Consider the following 17265-nt stretch of genomic DNA (forward strand, 5'->3'; position numbering starts at 1 on the left):
ATTCATAAATAGAACGACAACGTTACGTATATTTTGGCGGGGTTACCCTTTTTGGTACTCCTTAATCCGCTGGTGGAGCAGGCGGGCAAATTCCTCGACGTAGTAGGTACTGTTGTCCTTATGCCAAAAGAGACAGTAATGGCGCATCATGGGACTGCCGCCTCGATAGAGGGGCAGACAGCGCGAGGCCGTGCCCGACGGCGGCGTCGGTGAAAAACTTTCCAAAGGCAGATAGCCGCGGTTGCCGGCCACGAGGAGCCGTGCTTCTTCGATGGTACGGGCAAAGAGAAAATTATCGGCAAAGCCCAGGGTCTCGGTATAATAGGCAGCTTCTGACGCTTCCTGATTTTCCGCCGTGACCAGGATGCAGGGGAAGCGCTTCACGTCTTCCAAGGTAAGGAATTCCTGTTGACTCCGGGGATTCTGACGAGATATCTCGGCATAGACCGTACCCTTTATGAGAATGTCATTTTCGTATAAGTCGGAAAAGGCCCGGCGCTGGTCGCTGAGAACCAAGTCGGCTTTTCGCGTACGCAGTTCCCAGTACAGGGATTCGTGAGTTCCATTGAAGATATGGATGGTCACTTCCGGGTAATCAGCAGAAAATGCGGCAATCGTTTCATAGAGCTCGCTGCCGACGTAGTTGTTCAGATAGCCGATAGATAGGTGCAGCTCTTTATCTTCGCCTTGCCTGCGGGTTTCCGCCTTGAACGCTTCGATTTCTTGAAGCAGTTCCTTTCCGTGGCGGTAGAAATAGTCACCGGCCGGCGTCAGGGAAAAATGCCGATGATGGCGAATCAATAAAGGAACGCCTAAGTCCTCTTCGAGGGCCTTGATCTGCTGCGATACGGCAGATTGGGAAATTTCCAAGGCATAGGAGGCTTCGGTAAAGCTCTTGGCGTCGACGACGGCCATGAAGTATTTCATTTGGCGAAACAGCATGGACTCACTCCTTTCTTTTGAAACGTTACTGCTATTATACCGTAGTTTTGACATAAGTAAAACTAATGGAACGCCTTTTGATTTCGAATTGTGTTAAATGGACGAATTCGGTACAATACCAATGTCGACAGGAACCAGCATCCTGCCACTATCCATGATTTATCATGTATTGTATATATAGGAGGAATCTCTCGATGAATGCAAATGAAAAGGAAGTCGTCGTCTTAGTCGGTTCCGGCCAGATCGGCCAGGCCATTGCCCGCCGCGTCGGAAGCGGCCGTCACATCGTCTTGGCCGATGTGAATCAGGGACAGGCTGACCGGGCGGCTGCAGTTTTAGAAAATACAGGCTTTAAAACGAGCACTCTGGCCGTTGACATTTCGTCGCGCTCGTCCATTTTGGCCCTCATCGATCATGCCAAGCAGTTCGGCGCCATTAAGTTTCTCATCAATGCCGCCGGCGTATCGCCGTCTCAGGCATCGATCGAAACGATCTTGAAAGTAGACCTCTACGGCACGGCGGTCCTGTTGGAAGAATTTGGCAAGGTCATCGAAGCCGGCGGTTCGGGTATCATCATTTCGTCCCAGTCCGGCCATCGATTGGGAGCCTTGTCTCAGGAAGAAACGGATCAACTGGCCCTGACGCCGACGGAAGGACTGTTGGACCTGCCCTTTCTCAAAACTATCACAGATACGTTGAAGGCCTATCAGTATTCAAAGCGCTGCAACGTCCTGCGGGTCATGGCCGAAGCCACGAACTGGGGGAAACGAGGCGCGACGGTCAATTCCATCAGCCCGGGTATCGTCATTACGCCCCTGGCTAAGGACGAACTGAACGGTCCGCGTAAAGACGGCTACCGCAAGATGCTGTCCCTCAGCCCGGCCGGCCGCGCCGGTACGCCCGATGAAATCGGTGACTTGGCGGAATTTCTCATGAGCCACAAAGGCCGTTTCATCTCCGGCAGCGACATCCTCATCGACGGCGGTACGACGGCTTCGTACTGGTTCGGTGATTTGCAGTATTTGAAAGAGACACACTGATATTTTTTCGATAAAGCCTGATATCAAAGCACGGCTGCTTGACAGACAGTCGTGCTTTTTTTGCGGCCTGTTTTGCATTGTCGTATAGGAAAGGGATGTATTAAGATTTTGAAAAAGGGATTCTGCCGGGGGCGGCGAATTACATATATATAGAATCATTCTTTAAGAAGGGAGTTTTACGATGAACGATTTCGTATTTCAAAATAAAACAAAAATTTACTTTGGGAAAGATCAATTAACCCACCTCGGTGAAGAAGCGGCGGCTTTTGGCAAAAAAGTCCTCCTCGTCTATGGCAGCGGATCCATTAAACGCATCGGCCTTTACGATAAGGTCATCGATGTTTTGACCAAAGCCGGCATGACCCTTTCCGAACTGGGCGGTGTCGAACCGAATCCGCGCCATACGACGGTCAATAAGGGCGTCAAGATTTGCCGGGAAGAAGGCATCGATGTCATCCTGGCTGTCGGCGGCGGTTCGACCATCGACGCTTCGAAAGTCATGGCAGCCACGGTAGCCGCCGATACAGACGACTGCTGGGATTTGGTCATGAAGAAGGTCGTAAGTCCGAAGGCCCTGCCCCTCATGACGGTCCTGACCATCGCTGCTACGGGGTCTGAAATGAATGCCGGCGCCGTCATCAGTAACGTCGATACGAAGGATAAGCTGCCGTACTTTTCGCCGGCTGTCCAGCCTGCCGTATCCTTCCTCGACCCGACCAACACCTTCAGCGTGCCGGCTTACCAGACGGCTTCCGGAAGCGTCGATATCATGGCCCATATCTTTGATATGGTGTACTTTTCAAGACAGCCTCGGATGGACATGATCTACCGCGTCCAGGACGAAGTGCTGAAAACCGTCGTGAAATTTGCTCCCATTGCCCTTAAGGAACCGGATAACTACGAAGCCCGAGCCAACCTCATGTGGGCGTCGACGTGGGCCCTCAACGGCTTTTTGGCCGGCGGCGTTTCTCAGATGACGTCGTGCCACCGCATGGAACACGAACTGTCCGCCGTCTACGACATTACCCATGGTCACGGCCTGGCCATCCTCATCCCGCGTTGGCTCAAATATGTCATGAACGATGACAATGCTTGGCAGATTAAGCGTCTGGGAACCAACGTCTTTGGCCTCGACGACAGCCTGTCCGATCGAGAAGGGGCTGAAAAGGCTATCGAAGCCTTGTCGGATTTCTTCTTTAAGACCTTAGGCCTCGACAGCCGCCTGTCCGATCTCGGCATTGACGACAAACACTTCCGGGATATGGCCGAAAACGCCTGCAAACAGCTCGGCGGAACCCTCCACGGCTTCATCGACCTCACGCCTGACGACATCGTGAAGATCTACGAAATGTGCCTCTAAGATTCATTTATAAGGTCTAGAGAGAATATTGTTTCGACAAATTAGAACTAATGAAAGCATAGCTGTATTTTGCGGCTATGCTTTTAGCTTTTAATATAAACTAGATTTATGAGGGTATATTTAAGATGGATTTGAACACGTTTATGGCTATTTTATCTGTAATAGCAGCAGGTTGTTCAGCTGGAACAGCCGTTTTTATGTATCGCTTTAATAGAGGGCAGGCTGAGAAGAAATTCAAAAGTGATTTATATAATACGGTGGTACAATTGGCTGGCTTTGTTAATTATGTGCAGAACCTATATGAGTTTCACAGTGTGCTGACTAATGCCCATGCCCATGGAATTGCCCAGCAGGTTATGCATGTCAATAAGGACATTATAGATACGACACAATCTTTTTATTTTAATGACATGTTTTCTATGAAAGTGAAATGTAAAGTGAATGGTTTTTTAGAATGCTACTTGGGATGGAAAGCTTTCAAGCCTATCGAATATGGAGAGATTTTTTTAGAAACGGAACTCATATATGCATTGCAACAGGGGGCTCTAGAGGCGTTAAATTCTATAAAAGAAGAATATAAAAGTGATTCGAAATTTACTGATATAATGAATGAAATGATGGACGATTATGACAAGACATATGCTCAATGTAAAGAGCGTAATAATAGAATAAAATACATAGGAGATAATTTAAACGTTATATTTTATAAAGATATTCTGGTAAATGATTTAACGAGAGTTGTTAATGCCGAGATTTTGACAAGAAAAAAATTCATTCTAAAATTGTGGACACTTGTTTTGGAATTTTTTTGAATGATAGGATGGGAAGTAAAAAATATAAGGATGTTATAGAATTCTTATTTTATTCTGAAATTATCGGATATAGGTTTGGGACAGAGCAAGCTATGAGATTGGCTAATGATGCAGGGAAAGAAATGTCATATAAAATGATATATGATTTTTTCTATGCTATGATTGTTGAGGAGTACCCATAAAGAATGAACAAAAGTGATGAAAAACACAGCAATCAATAAAAGTGTGATTACGATATGGGTCCTTTTATTGGGGAAACAAGGCAGCGTTGGACAGGAAGTCATTCTGCCAGTATAATAGAAATATATTGCACGGAGAGGGAGAGATTTTTATGCTTCATATCGGATTGACCGGCGGCATTGCGTCGGGGAAGAGTACCGTTGTGACCATGCTCAGAGAGTATGGTGCCGGCATCGTCGATTGCGACGTCATCGCTCATGACGTTGTCCTGCCGGGGACGAAGGGCCTTGCCGCCGTTGCCGCTGCTTTTGGGCCTAAGGCTCTTTGTGAGGACGGTTCTATGGACCGGGCCTATATCGGCAGTTTGGTCTTTCAAGATAAGGAGAAAAAGGCAAAACTCGAAGGCCTGCTGTTTCCCCTCATCCATGACGGCATCGAACGGGAAATCCGAAAAATCGAAGAAGATAAAAAAAATCCGGTCATCTTTCTTGACATGCCTTTACTTTATGAGATAAAATACAATTCGTACGTTGACGAAACATGGCTCGTATACGTCAATCCGAAGACTCAGCTTTTGCGGCTGATGAAGCGCAACGGGTATTCGGAAGAAGAGGCGTTGGCGCGGATTCACGCCCAACTTCCCATCGACGAGAAACGGTCTTTGGCACAGGTTGTCATCGATAATAACGGGTCGCCTGAAGCGACGCGGACACAAGTGAAAGCCGCTTGGCAGGACTTGATGGACCGCATTGAAATGTAGGGAAAAGACGTGAGAAAAAAGGGAAGTACCAAAGGGACAATCATCATAGCAGCACTGTTGCTTTTCTTTTCGGCATCGTATTTCTATTCATGGAAAGACGATGTCATGCGCAAGTTCGTCTACCCCCTTCAGTACGATTATCTCGTTCGGCAGTATGCTTATGAAACCAAGATCGATCCGGCCCTGGTGGCCTCCGTCATCTTAGTTGAGAGCAAATTCGACGAACGGGCTTCGTCTCAACCCGGCGCCCATGGCCTGATGCAGGTCATGCCCGATACGGCCCAATGGATTGCCGATGAGATGGGAATGACTGACTACACGCCGGATAAACTCAGTGACGTCCGTACCAACATAAGGCTGGGAACATGGTATCTCGCTTATCTTTTGAAAGAGTATGATGGGAATCAAATACTGGCTCTGGCTGCGTATAATGCCGGTCGGGGACACGTCGATTCTTGGGTCCGGGAATATGGCTGGACAAAAGATTTTCAAGAAATTGAAAAAATACCCTTTTCAGAAACGCGGGAATATGTTAGAATAGTTTTGTTGAACGAAAAGCACTACAAGCAGCTTTATGATTTTTAAGTTATGCGGTTGTGGCGGAATGGCAGACGCGCTGTCTTCAGGCGGCAGTGATCTTCGATCGTGCGGGTTCAACTCCCGCCAACCGCACCATTCATTACTATGGATAACACATTGATTGAAACACTCAAACAATGGAATATCATGACTGTTCTCCCACTTACGGTGGGAGATTTTCAGTTATTGGAAGAATATCGCATGGTTGAAAAAGACGGCAACCCCGTCGAATATCGCCTGTTCACTTATGAAAATAAGGAGAACGGCTGGACTGTGCGGGCTATCTTCAATCCCGAATCGGAAGAATACGCCGTTCGGGTCGATATCGGCATGTTGGAATTTGCCTTTATCGAATTTATCACCGGGTCCTTCGACGCCTTTCGTAAAATGGTGGAAGAGCGGCTGGCCCGGATCATTCATGATTCCTATGTGGAACGCAGGAAAAACTTCGGTGTCATTCTGAAAAACAAGGGACTGCCCGACCTTTCCTGGGATGACTTTCTGCCTGAATCGTACGACGGGTTTCGGCGGCTTATCAAGCCGGACGAGGCCGTTCGCATCATCAACGGCTCTTATATGATCTTATCCTATTACGATAAGGCATCGCGAAGCGGGCTGTCCTTGATGTACAACGTCCTGCGCGACGATTTCTTTGCCGAACGGCGGGTGCAGAACTTCCCCAATCTGGTCCACGACTTCGATACGTCGACGTTGCGGGAATTGGAAGCAGCCTTGCGCAAGCGGTTACTTCCGGTCCTCGATGATATCGGTGCCGACCGGGACAAGTCGTTGTCAGAATGACCAGACAGTGGTATACTAAAAGTAATTTAGATGTTTCGATGCGAAGAGTGGGTGAGAGCCCACTCTTAACTTTTACCTAACAGAAATTTTTTGAGGACAGGCTGGTGAATACGATGAGACGTGAACACATTGAAGATTTGATTGCTAAAGAAGTAGAAACGATTATTGCGGGATCTGATATCGAGTTAGTCGATGTCGAATACGTGCGTGAGCGGGACTGGTACTTGCGCGTGTTTATCGATAAAGAAGGCGGCGTCGACCTGGAAGACTGCCAGGCTGTCAGTGAAAAACTGAGCCGGGTCCTCGATGAAAAGGATCCGATTCGCGAAAATTATCTCCTCGAAGTATCGTCGCCCGGACTGGACCGCATCTTGCGGAAGGATAAAGACTTTATCCGCTATGCCGGCCGATTGGTTGATATTCATTTTTTCAAAGCTTGGAACGGCGTCAAGGATGTGACGGCTGAACTGGTCAAAAAGACGGCAGACGATAAGCTCGTCGTTCTGATCGATGGGGAGGAACACGAGATAGACAGGAAAGAAATATCGCAAGTCCGTTTGCATATTGATTTTTAGTGGAGGTTATTACCGTGAATAAAGAATTGCTCAATGCTATTGCTTACTTATCCAAAGAGAAAGGCGTATCTTCGGATGTCATCTGCGACTCTCTGGAAGCCGTCTTGATTACGGCTTACAAAAAGGAGCCCGATGCCAATCCGACGGCAGAAGTTACCTTGGACCGCACGACAGGGGATTACCAGATCCGGGCTGCCAAGACCGTCGTCGATGACGTCGAAGATGAAAACATCGAAATTTCTCTCGATAAGGCACGGCTCATCGATCCCGGCTATGAAGTCGGCGACATCGTCAACGTCGATGTCACACCGGCCAACTTCGGCCGCATCGCCGCCCAGGCTGCCAAACAAGTCATGATTCAGCGCCTGCGTGAAGCCGAACGCAATATCGTCTATGATGAATTTTCCGACCGCATGGATGACATCATTACGGGAATCATCCAGCGTATCGAAAATAAGAGCGTCTATGTCGATCTCGGGAAAGCCGAAGCCATCCTGCCGGCGTCGGAACAGATTCCGACGGAAACCTACACCGTAGGCCAACGCATCAAATGCTACGTCGTCGAAGTTCGCAAGACGACGAAAGGCGCTCAGATCCTCGTATCCCGGACCCATCCGGGCCTGCTCAAGCGCCTCTTTGAATTGGAAGTACCGGAAATTTACGAAGGCGTCGTCGAACTGAAATCCGTAGCCCGCGAACCGGGCCGCCGTTCTAAAGTCGCCGTCTATTCCCGTGATGAAAACGTCGATTCCGTCGGCGCCTGTGTCGGTCCTAAAGGCGTTCGCGTCCAAAACATCGTTTCGGAACTGCAGAACGAAAAGATCGACATCGTCAAATGGGATGAAGATCCGGCCGTCTATATTGCCAATGCCCTCAGCCCGGCTCAGGTCATTTCGGTTACCGTCGACGAAGCTGAAAAATCTTCGGGCGTCGTCGTTCCCGACTATCAATTGTCCCTGGCTATCGGCAAAGCCGGCCAGAATGCCCGTTTGGCAGCGAAATTGACTAACTGGAAAATCGACATCAAGAGCGAAAGCCAGGCAGCTGAATCTTTCGACGAAGAGGCTCCGGAAGCGGCAGAAGCCGACGACTTGGACGTCCTCAGCGAAATGGCCCTGCCTTCAGATGACGATACGACCGTACCGACGGAAGGAGAATAAACGATGAAGACCCGAAAAACTCCGATGCGCGTCTGTGCCGGCTGTCAGGAACTCAAGAGCAAGAAAGAGATGATCCGCGTCGTCCGCACGCCGGAAGGTACGGTCGAAATCGACAAGACCGGCAAGAAGTCCGGCCGCGGCGTCTATCTTTGCCCGGACAGCGAATGCCTCGAAAAAGCGTATAAAGAGCATCGCCTGGAGCGGTCGTTAAAGACCAAGGTATCGAATGATATTTATGAAGCATTGAGAAAGGACCTGTTGTGAGCGACAAAATCCTCAATCTCTTAGGCCTTGCCTGCCGGGCCGGTAAGACCGTCTGCGGTGATGGAGCCGCACAGAAAACATTGAAAAAAAAGAGCGTACCTTTACTGTTTCTCGCAGCCGACGGCGGCAATGACAACGTCACCAAATACCGCCGCCTGGCCGAAAGAAAAGGGATCGCCGTCATTGATACATATACAAAAGATGAATTAGGAAGCGCTGTCGGCAAAGCCCAGAACGTCATCGTTCTGGTCGACGATAAAGGATTTGCGGCAGCCATAGAGAAAGCGAAGCGTGATATATAGAAGGGGGTAACTAGATGACGAAACGATTATACGAAGTCGCGAAAGAATACGGCGTTTCTACGACAATCGTTAGAAAAACGTTAGAAGATCATCAGATTAAAGCCGGTAATTTTACCAGCATCGATGATAAGATGAAGGGCATCCTCGACGCAGCCTTTAAAAAAGGTCCCAAGGGAGATGCCAAGGCAGACCGCAAACCGGAAAGGAAGCCGGAAAGCAGACCGGAAAGAAAAACGGAAAAGAAACAGGAACATAAAACGACAGGGGAAGGAAATAGCCGAACAGTGAACGAAACGAGCCGACAGAATAAAAACAGAAAACAGAGCAACCCGCGCAGACAGAACAGCCAGAACAATCAGGGAACGCAGAATACCCAGAACCAGAATGCCAAACGCCAACAGGGGCAGCAAGGTCAACAGGGCCATAACGCTAAAAATACCCAGGCCGGTCAAAAGCAGGGTGCTTCCCGCCAGCATCAGAGCGGCAATAAAGGCGGCCAGCAGAACCGTCAGGGCGGCGATACGAAACGTACCCGCTACTTCGGCAACTCCCAGCAGGGCGGAAACGAAGGCGCTAACCGCAGCGGCGGCAACAATAAGAACAACAATCGCCGCGGCGGCCAGCAGAACCGCAACAACCGCAATAACGGCGGCAGCCGTCCGCATACGCTCTTGTCCAACGTATTAAACAAGGGCAAGCATAAAAACAAGCGGAATCAGAAAAATCAGGCTCCTGTCGCGGCTGAAATGCCGAAGAAGAACTATCCGACGTCGGTTGAACTGCCGGAAACGATCATCGTTAAAGATTTCGCAGAACGGTTGGGCCGCGATGTCGGTGAAGTCATGAAGAAACTCCTCATGGGAGGTATCATGGCGACGATCAACCAGGAACTCGACTTTGATACGGCCTCTTTGATTGCCGATGAATTCGGCGTCACCGTTACTATGGAAGCTCCGCCGGAAGATCCGACGGAAATCGAAGAAATCATCGATGCCCCGGAAACCCTGAAAACCCGTCCGCCTGTCGTCACCATCATGGGTCACGTTGACCACGGTAAAACGAGCCTTCTCGACGCCATCCGTCAGACCAATGTCACCAGCCACGAAGCCGGCGGCATTACCCAGCACATCGGGGCTTACCAGGTCCGTTACGAAGGCAAGAAGATCACCTTCATGGATACGCCGGGCCACGAAGCCTTTACGGCCATGCGTGCCCGCGGCGCTCAGGTTACAGATATTGCCGTCCTCGTCGTCGCTGCAGACGACGGCGTCATGCCTCAGACGATTGAATCCATCAACCATGCCAAATCGGCAGGCGTACCGGTCATCGTCGCCATCAATAAAATCGATAAAGAAAGTGCCAACCCGGAACACGTCATGCAGCAGCTGACCGAATACGGCCTCATCAGTGAAGACTGGGGCGGCGATACTATCATGGTTCCCGTTTCGGCCCATAAGAAAATCGGTCTCGACGAACTCCTCGAAAACATCCTCGTCTTGGCAGAAGTACAGGATCTTAAAGCGAACCCGAACCGTCCGGCCCAAGGCGTCGTCATCGAAGCCAAACTCGATAAGGGCCGCGGTCCTGTGGCGTCTGTCCTCATCCAGAAAGGGACCCTTCGCGTCGGCGATACGATCATCGTCGGCACGGCCTTCGGGAAAGTTCGTGCCATGAACAACGAACGGGGCGAACGGGTCAAGAAAGCTGAACCGTCCCTGCCTGTCGAAATCCTCGGCCTCAATGACGTCCCGGAAGCCGGTGACATCTTGAACGTGACCGACGAAAAGACGGCTCGTTCCGTTGCTGAAAAACGAATGGAAAAGAAACGTTCGTCCGAACTCCACGTCAATGCCAAGGTTACCCTTGACGACTTGTTCAACCAGATCCAGCAAGGGGAATTGAAGGAACTGCCGCTTATCATCAAAGGCGACGTCCAAGGTTCCGTCGAAGCGCTCAGCCAGTCCTTAATGGGCATCAAGAGCGACGAAGTCCGCATTGCCATCGTCCACTCCGGCGTCGGCGCCATCAACGAATCGGATATCATGCTGGCTTCGGCTTCGAACGCCCTTATCATCGGCTTTAACGTCCGTCCCGATGCGGCTGCCCGTAAAATGGCCGAACACGAAAAGGTCGACATGCGGATGTACCGCGTCATTTACGACGCCATCAACGACGTCGAAGCGGCTATCAAGGGCATGCTCGAAAAGAAATACGAAGAAAAGATTATCGGCCGTGCCGAAGTCCGTAAAGTCATTACGACGCCGAAGGTCATCGTCGGCGGCTCCTATGTCAAGGAAGGGAAGATCACCAGCACGTCTAAGATCCGCCTGATCCGTAACGGCATCGTCGTTCACGAAGGCGAAATCGACGGCCTGCGCCGCTTTAAAGATGACGTCAAGGAAGTCGCTTCGGGCTACGAATGCGGCGTTACCCTTGAAAAGTACCGCGACATCAAGGAAGGCGACGAAATCGAAGCCTACGAAATGGTCGAAGTCGAACCCGAATAAAGGAGGGGACATTCGATGGGAGAATTACGAGTACGAAAAATCCAGGAATTTATTAAACAGGAAGTATCGAAGATGCTCCTGAATGAATTAAAAGATCCGCGCATCGGTTTCGTCACCGTTACCGATGCCCGCATCACCGGCGACTTGCGCGACGCGACGATTTACGTCAGCCTCTTTGGCGACGACGAAGCGAAAAAAAAGACCTTAGAGGCCTTGAAACGCGCCACCGGCTATATTCGGACGGAAGTCGGAAAACGCCTCGGCATCCGCTATTCGCCGTCCATTGTATTTAAAGAAGATACGTCCCTTGACTATGGGATGAAAATCGATAAGATTCTGCACGACATTGAAAAGAAGGACTGATGACATGAATTGTTCCGCCCAGGAAATCTATACCCTCCTTCACCACTATGACCACATTTTGGTGACGGCCCATGTCAGTCCTGACGGCGATGCCTTAGGGAGCGTCTTGGCTTTGTGGCATTGGTTGAAAGCAGAAGGGAAGGATGCCGTCATGGTCATCGACGATGACATTGACGACCGCTATAACTTCCTCGACGGCTTGTCGGCTATTTGCCGGCCCGACCAGGTCAAAACCGATGCCTCGTGGCTGACGGTCGTCCTCGATGCGACAGGGTTAGGACGGATCGGTAAGACAGCCGACCTCGTCTGCGGCAAGGTTTTGAACCTCGATCATCACGTCTCGAATGAGCATTTTGCCCAGTGGGAATATTTTAAGCCCGACTATGCGGCGACGGGAGAAATCTTGACCTACCTCTTTGACCAGTGGCATATCACGTGGTCTCCGGCCATAGCCGATGCCCTCTATACGGCTATCGCCACAGACTGCGGCTTCTTCAAGTTTAACAACACGACGGGCCATACCCTGCGCATGGCAGCCGTCCTCGTCGACAACGGTGCTCAGCCCGACGTCATTTCAGACCATCTCGACGCTCGGTCGCTCAACAAGCTCCGGGCCTTGTCGAAGGTTCTCGATCAGCTGGAACTCTTTGCCGACGGCCGCATTTCCTGCCTGTCCTACACGCCGGAACTCCTTTCCATCATCGGCGAGCACACGGGCATTTATATCGACTATGCCCGCCGCATCAAGGGCGCTGAAGTGGCCTTTACGGTAAAATACATCGGCCCTGAAGAAACGCGGGTCAGCCTGCGCTCGAAAGGCATCGACGTCAATGCTGTGGCCGCTTCTTTCGGCGGCGGCGGGCACATTCGGGCTGCCGGCTGTACCATCGAAAAGCCTTTAGATGAAGCTAAGGCGATCATCGTAAAGGAAATTGAAAAGCGCTTATGATACATGGAATCATTAATGTACTGAAGCCGACGGGAATGTCGAGCCACGACGTCATCGGCTGCCTGCGGCGCATTTACGGCATGAAGAAGATGGGCCACGCCGGTACCCTCGACCCCTTGGCAGCCGGTGTCCTGCCGGTCTATGCCGGGCAGGCGACGCGCCTCATCGAATACGGCGACAGCGACGTCAAGTCCTACCATGCCGAATTCGTCCTGGGTCTGGAAACCGATACCGAAGACAGTACGGGGACGGTCGTCGAACGGCTGCCGGTTCCGGATCTTTCCGAAGCAGATGTCCGCCGCGTCCTGGCCTCTTTCTGCGGCGATATCGAACAAGCGCCGTCGAAGTATTCGGCCATTAACGTCAACGGCGTCAAGGCCTATAAATTGGCCCGCCAGGACCGGGATTTCACCTTGCCTGTGCGGCAGGTGACAATCCACAGTCTGGAACTCCTGTCCTTTGACGGCCGGCGCGGTACCTTTGCCGTGACTTGCTCTAAGGGAACCTATGTCCGATCCCTCATCCGCGATTTGGGGACGGCCCTTGGGACCTGCGCCTGCATGACCTATCTTGTCCGAACCCGGGCCGGTCTGTTTACCATTGAAGAAGCAGCGACCTTAGAAATGTTGGAACAAGATCCTGCGTCTTATGTCCTTCCGGCCGACATGGCCATTCACGATATAAGGCGGGCTAACTGCTCGACCAAGCAGTGTGATTTTCTCCTTCAGGGGCGGCCTGTGCCCTTTGCCGGGCCGAACCTCACCGATGGAGACGTGCTGCGTGTCTATGGCCCTGACGGGCGATTGATGGGCATCGTCCGCTACGATGAACAGCACCATATCCTGCGTCCCCATAAGATGTTTGCAGACGGATTGTGAGGTAACTAACGATGGAAATATTCCACTCCTTTCAGGAAATAACCGGCTTTACGGGCGCCGTCGTGGCCCTCGGGACCTTTGACGGCATCCATAAAGGCCATCAGATGGTCATGAAGACAGCCATCAAGCGGGCTGCTGCCGGCGGTGTGAAAACCATGGTGGTCACCTTCACGGCTCATCCCATGTCGGTCTTATGCCCGGAAAAAGAACCGCTTCGCTTGGCGACAATCGCCCAAAAGGCAGAATACATTGAAGCCGTCGGCATCGACGGCTTGGTCCTCCTGCCCATGAGCGAAGGGCTCCTGCGTGAATCGCCGGAGGAATTCTGCCAAAATCTCGTGACTTATATTCATCCGTCGGTCATCGTCGTCGGCTCCAACTTTACCTATGGGGCTAAGGCGGCCGGCAATACGGACACGATGAAAGCCTTTATGGCGGACTACGCTATTCCCGTTGAAGCCCTGGATCTTCTCGAACGGCCGGGAGGTACGACGCCCATTAGCAGCACCGTCATCCGCCGGCTCATCCAAATGGGCCACATGGAGACGGCTGAAAACCTTCTGGGCCGCCCCTTTGCCTTGACCGGGACCATCGTACCCGGTGACCACCGCGGCCGGACCATCGGCTTTGCTACGGCCAATATGCTCATTCCCATCAACATGGCCATTCCGCCGGACGGCGTCTATGTGACCGAATTGTGGTGGGATGGAGAAGGGCACCCGGCCATGACCAACATCGGCGACAACCCGACCTTTGAGAACCAGTACCGCCGCATCGAGACCCACGTCCTCGACTGGGATAAGGATCTTTACGGTAAGAACGTCAGTCTGCGTTTTCGAAAGCGCCTGCGCGGTGAAGAAGTCTTTGCCTCGGCAGACGACCTCATCGCCCAGATGAAAGAAGACGAAAAGGCAACGCAGCAGTTTTTTGCAGCTGATAAAAATGAATAAAAACCGTTAACAGGAAAAGGTTTTGCTTACGAATTTCTTAATTCGAGCAACTTTTCCTGTTTTTTTCATAAAAAATGTAGAATAACACACTCTGAAGTGGTATAATAAAAAACATTACGACGGGTTGTTATACGTCGTATCGAAAGCAAGTCAATAGATAGGAGTGAAGTTTTATGGTAATGTTTTCTGAAGAAGCAAAAAGTTTGCACGCATCTGACATCCGTGAAATCCTGAAAGTCACTGAAAATCCGGAAATTATTTCCTTTGCCGGCGGCCTTCCGGCTCCGGAACTGTTCCCGATTGATGAAATGATGAAGGTGGACGTGGAAATTTTGAAGAAAGAAGGGCGTCAGGCCGTGCAGTACAGCACGACGGAAGGCTACATTCCGCTGCGCAAACAGATTGCTGCCCGCATGAAATCGTCCTTTAATACGGACTGCACCTATGAAGACATTATCATTACCGCCGGCTCTCAGCAGGGCCTGTCTCTTCTCGGCCAACTCTTTTTGAACGAAGGCGACGTCGTCCTCGTTGAAAGCCCGACCTACATGGGCGCCACGACCGCCTTTGCCGTCAATTTTCCCCAGTTCGTCGAAGTCGAAACGGACGACAAGGGCATGGTACCGGAAGCCTTGGAAAAGGCTATTGAAAAGTACGGCGACCGCGTACGCCTGATGTACGTCATCCCGGAATTCCAGAACCCGACGGGTATCACCTGGCCTCTGGAACGGCGTAAAGCCGTCATGGATATCATGAATAAACACGATATCCCGGTCATCGAAGACGATCCGTACGGCGAACTTCGCTATGAAGGCCAGACCATGCCGACCTTGAAATCGATGGATACCAAGGGCAACGTCATCTTCCTCGGTTCCTTCTCGAAAATCTTCATGCCGGGCCTTCGTATCGGCTGGATGGTCGCTCATCAGGACATCCTTGAAAAAGCGGTCATGCTGAAACAGACCGTCGACCTCCAGTCTTCGTCCTTTGCTCAGCGCCAGGCTTCGTACTACATCGACATGTACGACCTCGACGCTCACGTCGCCAAGATCCGCGAACTCTACGGCAAACGCCGCACCTTGATGTACGATTCGATGAAAAAATACTTCCCTCAGGGCCTTTCCTTTACCTATCCGGAAGGCGGCCTGTTCACTTGGGTTACCCTTCCCGAAAACATCGATGCCAAGGCCATCATGCCGGAAGTCATCGAAAAGAAAGTCGCTTATGTCCCGGGCGGAGCCTTCTATCCTAACGGCGGCAACGGCAATCACTTCCGCTTGAACTACTCCAATATGCCGGAAGACCGCATCGTCGAAGGCATTAAACGCTTAGCTGAAGTTTTGAAAGAAAAGATGGGAAAATAATTAAACTTTGCAGGAAATGAGACGCTCTCTCCCGAGGGCGTCTTTTCTTTTTTTATTTTTTTAAAAATTTTTTACATGAATTACTTAATATTTTATGGAGTTTACTTTTGGTATTATCAGTAATTGACCATAATACCCACGAATTTATAGGTTTGCATAAATGAGAATGTAGCTATGACATAAACGTTTAATTGCATAAAAGTAATTTAAATGATACTATATAAACATAGATATGCGCTATGCACAATTATGAAGGAGTGAGTGAATATGCAATTTTCCAACTTAGCTATGAATTTGAAAGCCTCTGAAATCCGTGAACTCTTGAAACTGACGACCATGCCGGAAATTATTTCCTTCGCTGGCGGCCTGCCGGCTCCGGAACTGTTCCCGACAGAAGATCTCAAAAAAGTTGACGAAGCTGTATTGACCAAAGAAGGCCAGGCAGCCCTGCAGTACGGCACGACCGAAGGTTACACACCCCTTCGCGAACAGATCGCAGGACGCATGAAAAAATCCTTCATGGTCGACTGCACCCCTGAAAACATCGTCATCACGTCCGGCTCCCAGCAGGGTCTGTCCCTCTTGGCTCAGATTTTCCTCAACCCCGGTGACGTCGTTCTCGTAGAAAGCCCGACCTACCTCGGCGCTATCAACGCTTTTAAACTCTGTGGTCCTGAATTTGTCGAAGTTCCGACGGACGACAAAGGCATCATCCCGGAAGAACTCGAAAAAATCTTGGCAAAATACGGCGACCGCGTCCGCATGATGTATGTTATTCCTGAATTCCAGAACCCGACGGGCATTACCTGGCCGATGGAACGCCGCAAAGCTTTCATGGACATCATCAACCGCTATGACTTCCCGGTTCTCGAAGACGATCCGTACGGCGAACTCCGTTTCGACGGCGACAAAGTTCCGTCCCTCAAATCGATGGATACCAAGGGCAACATCATCTTCCTCGGCTCCTTCTCGAAGATCCTCATGCCGGGCCTGCGTATTGCCTGGATGGTTGCTGATCCGGTCATCATTGATAAAGTCGTTAAGCTGAAACAGGCTGTTGACCTCCAGTCCTCGTCCTTCGGTCAGCGCCAGACTTCCTTCTTCATCGATATGTACGATCTCGATGCTCACGTTGCAAAGATCAAAGAATTGTACAAAAAACGCCGCAATCTCATGTGCGATTCGATGAAAGAATACTTCCCTGAAGGCATCACCTTTACATACCCTGAAGGCGGCCTGTTCACGTGGGTAACGTTGCCCGAAGGCATGGATGCGAAAGAACTCATGCCTAAAGTCCTAGCGAAAAACGTTGCCTACGTGCCGGGCGGTCCGTTCTACCCGCATGGCGGCAATGCTAACCACTTCCGCCTCAACTACTCCAACATGCCGGAAGAACGCATCGTAGAAGGTATCAAACGCTTAGCTGAAGTACTGAAAGAAGAATTGGCAAAATAAGCCTAAAAATGATATGATATAAGG

19 protein-coding genes and 1 tRNA gene are annotated in these 17265 nt (G+C 50.7%); 19 read left to right on the forward strand and 1 reads right to left on the reverse strand.

The window, feature by feature from the left end; genetic code table 11:
- Positions 1-42 precede the first annotated feature (42 nt).
- Positions 43-942: a LysR family transcriptional regulator gene (locus TX77_RS03975; RefSeq protein ID WP_044503539.1), complete on the reverse strand. Its 900-nt coding sequence runs from the start codon at positions 940-942 to the stop codon at positions 43-45.
- Positions 943-1136: 194 nt separating this feature from the next.
- Here TX77_RS03975 and TX77_RS03980 point away from each other — a divergent pair, with 194 nt between their 5' ends.
- From TX77_RS03980 to TX77_RS04070, 19 genes are all read left to right on the forward strand, one after another.
- On the forward strand, positions 1137-1982 hold the full coding sequence (locus TX77_RS03980; protein WP_044503540.1) for an SDR family oxidoreductase: 846 nt from the start codon (positions 1137-1139) through the stop codon (positions 1980-1982).
- A gap of 181 nt (positions 1983-2163) precedes the next feature.
- Positions 2164-3342, forward strand: coding sequence for an iron-containing alcohol dehydrogenase (locus tag TX77_RS03985; RefSeq protein WP_044503541.1), 1179 nt, complete (start codon positions 2164-2166; stop codon positions 3340-3342).
- Between the two features lie 125 nt (positions 3343-3467).
- Entirely contained in the window at positions 3468-4154 is a 687-nt protein-coding gene (locus TX77_RS03990; RefSeq protein WP_044503542.1) for a hypothetical protein, read from the forward strand.
- An 8-nt stretch (positions 4155-4162) separates the two neighbouring features.
- Positions 4163-4336 (forward strand): hypothetical protein, encoded by a 174-nt coding sequence (locus TX77_RS03995; protein WP_154651855.1) that lies wholly within the window; start codon positions 4163-4165, stop codon positions 4334-4336.
- Between the two features lie 149 nt (positions 4337-4485).
- Positions 4486-5094 (forward strand): dephospho-CoA kinase, encoded by a 609-nt coding sequence (gene coaE / locus TX77_RS04000; protein ID WP_044503544.1) that lies wholly within the window; start codon positions 4486-4488, stop codon positions 5092-5094.
- Positions 5095-5103: 9 nt separating this feature from the next.
- Positions 5104-5679 carry a lytic transglycosylase domain-containing protein gene (locus TX77_RS04005; protein WP_044503545.1) on the forward strand — a complete coding sequence of 192 codons (576 nt, stop codon included), beginning with the start codon at positions 5104-5106 and terminating at the stop codon, positions 5677-5679.
- Positions 5680-5684: 5 nt separating this feature from the next.
- Positions 5685-5769, forward strand: a tRNA-Leu gene (locus tag TX77_RS04010).
- Between the two features lie 9 nt (positions 5770-5778).
- The gene (locus tag TX77_RS04015) at positions 5779-6474 is read left to right on the forward strand and encodes a hypothetical protein (RefSeq protein WP_230198028.1); all 696 of its coding nucleotides are present in this window, start codon (positions 5779-5781) and stop codon (positions 6472-6474) included.
- Positions 6475-6587: 113 nt separating this feature from the next.
- Entirely contained in the window at positions 6588-7049 is a 462-nt protein-coding gene (locus TX77_RS04020) for a ribosome maturation factor RimP (protein WP_044503547.1), read from the forward strand.
- Between the two features lie 14 nt (positions 7050-7063).
- Entirely contained in the window at positions 7064-8209 is a 1146-nt protein-coding gene (nusA, locus tag TX77_RS04025; RefSeq protein ID WP_044503548.1) for a transcription termination factor NusA, read from the forward strand.
- Between the two features lie 3 nt (positions 8210-8212).
- Positions 8213-8473 carry an RNase P modulator RnpM gene (gene rnpM, locus TX77_RS04030; RefSeq protein WP_044503549.1) on the forward strand — a complete coding sequence of 87 codons (261 nt, stop codon included), beginning with the start codon at positions 8213-8215 and terminating at the stop codon, positions 8471-8473.
- Complete coding sequence (locus tag TX77_RS04035) at positions 8470-8775, forward strand: L7Ae/L30e/S12e/Gadd45 family ribosomal protein (RefSeq protein WP_044503550.1); 306 nt, start codon at positions 8470-8472, stop codon at positions 8773-8775. Before rnpM ends, TX77_RS04035 begins: the two co-directional genes overlap by 4 nt.
- A gap of 14 nt (positions 8776-8789) precedes the next feature.
- The gene (gene infB, locus TX77_RS04040; RefSeq protein WP_044503551.1) at positions 8790-11282 is read left to right on the forward strand and encodes a translation initiation factor IF-2; all 2493 of its coding nucleotides are present in this window, start codon (positions 8790-8792) and stop codon (positions 11280-11282) included.
- Between the two features lie 15 nt (positions 11283-11297).
- Positions 11298-11645, forward strand: coding sequence for a 30S ribosome-binding factor RbfA (rbfA, locus tag TX77_RS04045; protein ID WP_044503552.1), 348 nt, complete (start codon positions 11298-11300; stop codon positions 11643-11645).
- Positions 11646-11649: 4 nt separating this feature from the next.
- Positions 11650-12594, forward strand: coding sequence for a DHH family phosphoesterase (locus tag TX77_RS04050; protein WP_044503553.1), 945 nt, complete (start codon positions 11650-11652; stop codon positions 12592-12594).
- Positions 12591-13472, forward strand: a complete 882-nt coding sequence (truB, locus tag TX77_RS04055) for a tRNA pseudouridine(55) synthase TruB (RefSeq protein WP_044503554.1) — start codon at positions 12591-12593, stop codon at positions 13470-13472. The genes TX77_RS04050 and truB overlap by 4 nt, the downstream gene beginning before the upstream one ends.
- 11 nt (positions 13473-13483) lie before the next feature.
- Positions 13484-14422: a bifunctional riboflavin kinase/FAD synthetase gene (locus TX77_RS04060; protein ID WP_044503555.1), complete on the forward strand. Its 939-nt coding sequence runs from the start codon at positions 13484-13486 to the stop codon at positions 14420-14422.
- 173 nt (positions 14423-14595) lie between these two features.
- A complete protein-coding gene (locus TX77_RS04065; protein WP_044503556.1) occupies positions 14596-15786 on the forward strand; it encodes an aminotransferase-like domain-containing protein in 1191 nt (396 codons plus the stop codon).
- A 267-nt stretch (positions 15787-16053) separates the two neighbouring features.
- Entirely contained in the window at positions 16054-17241 is a 1188-nt protein-coding gene (locus tag TX77_RS04070) for an aminotransferase-like domain-containing protein (protein ID WP_044503557.1), read from the forward strand.
- Positions 17242-17265 lie beyond the last annotated feature (24 nt).

Origin of the sequence: Megasphaera massiliensis (genome assembly GCF_000455225.1) — a bacterium.
GTDB lineage: Bacteria > Bacillota > Negativicutes > Veillonellales > Megasphaeraceae > Megasphaera > Megasphaera massiliensis.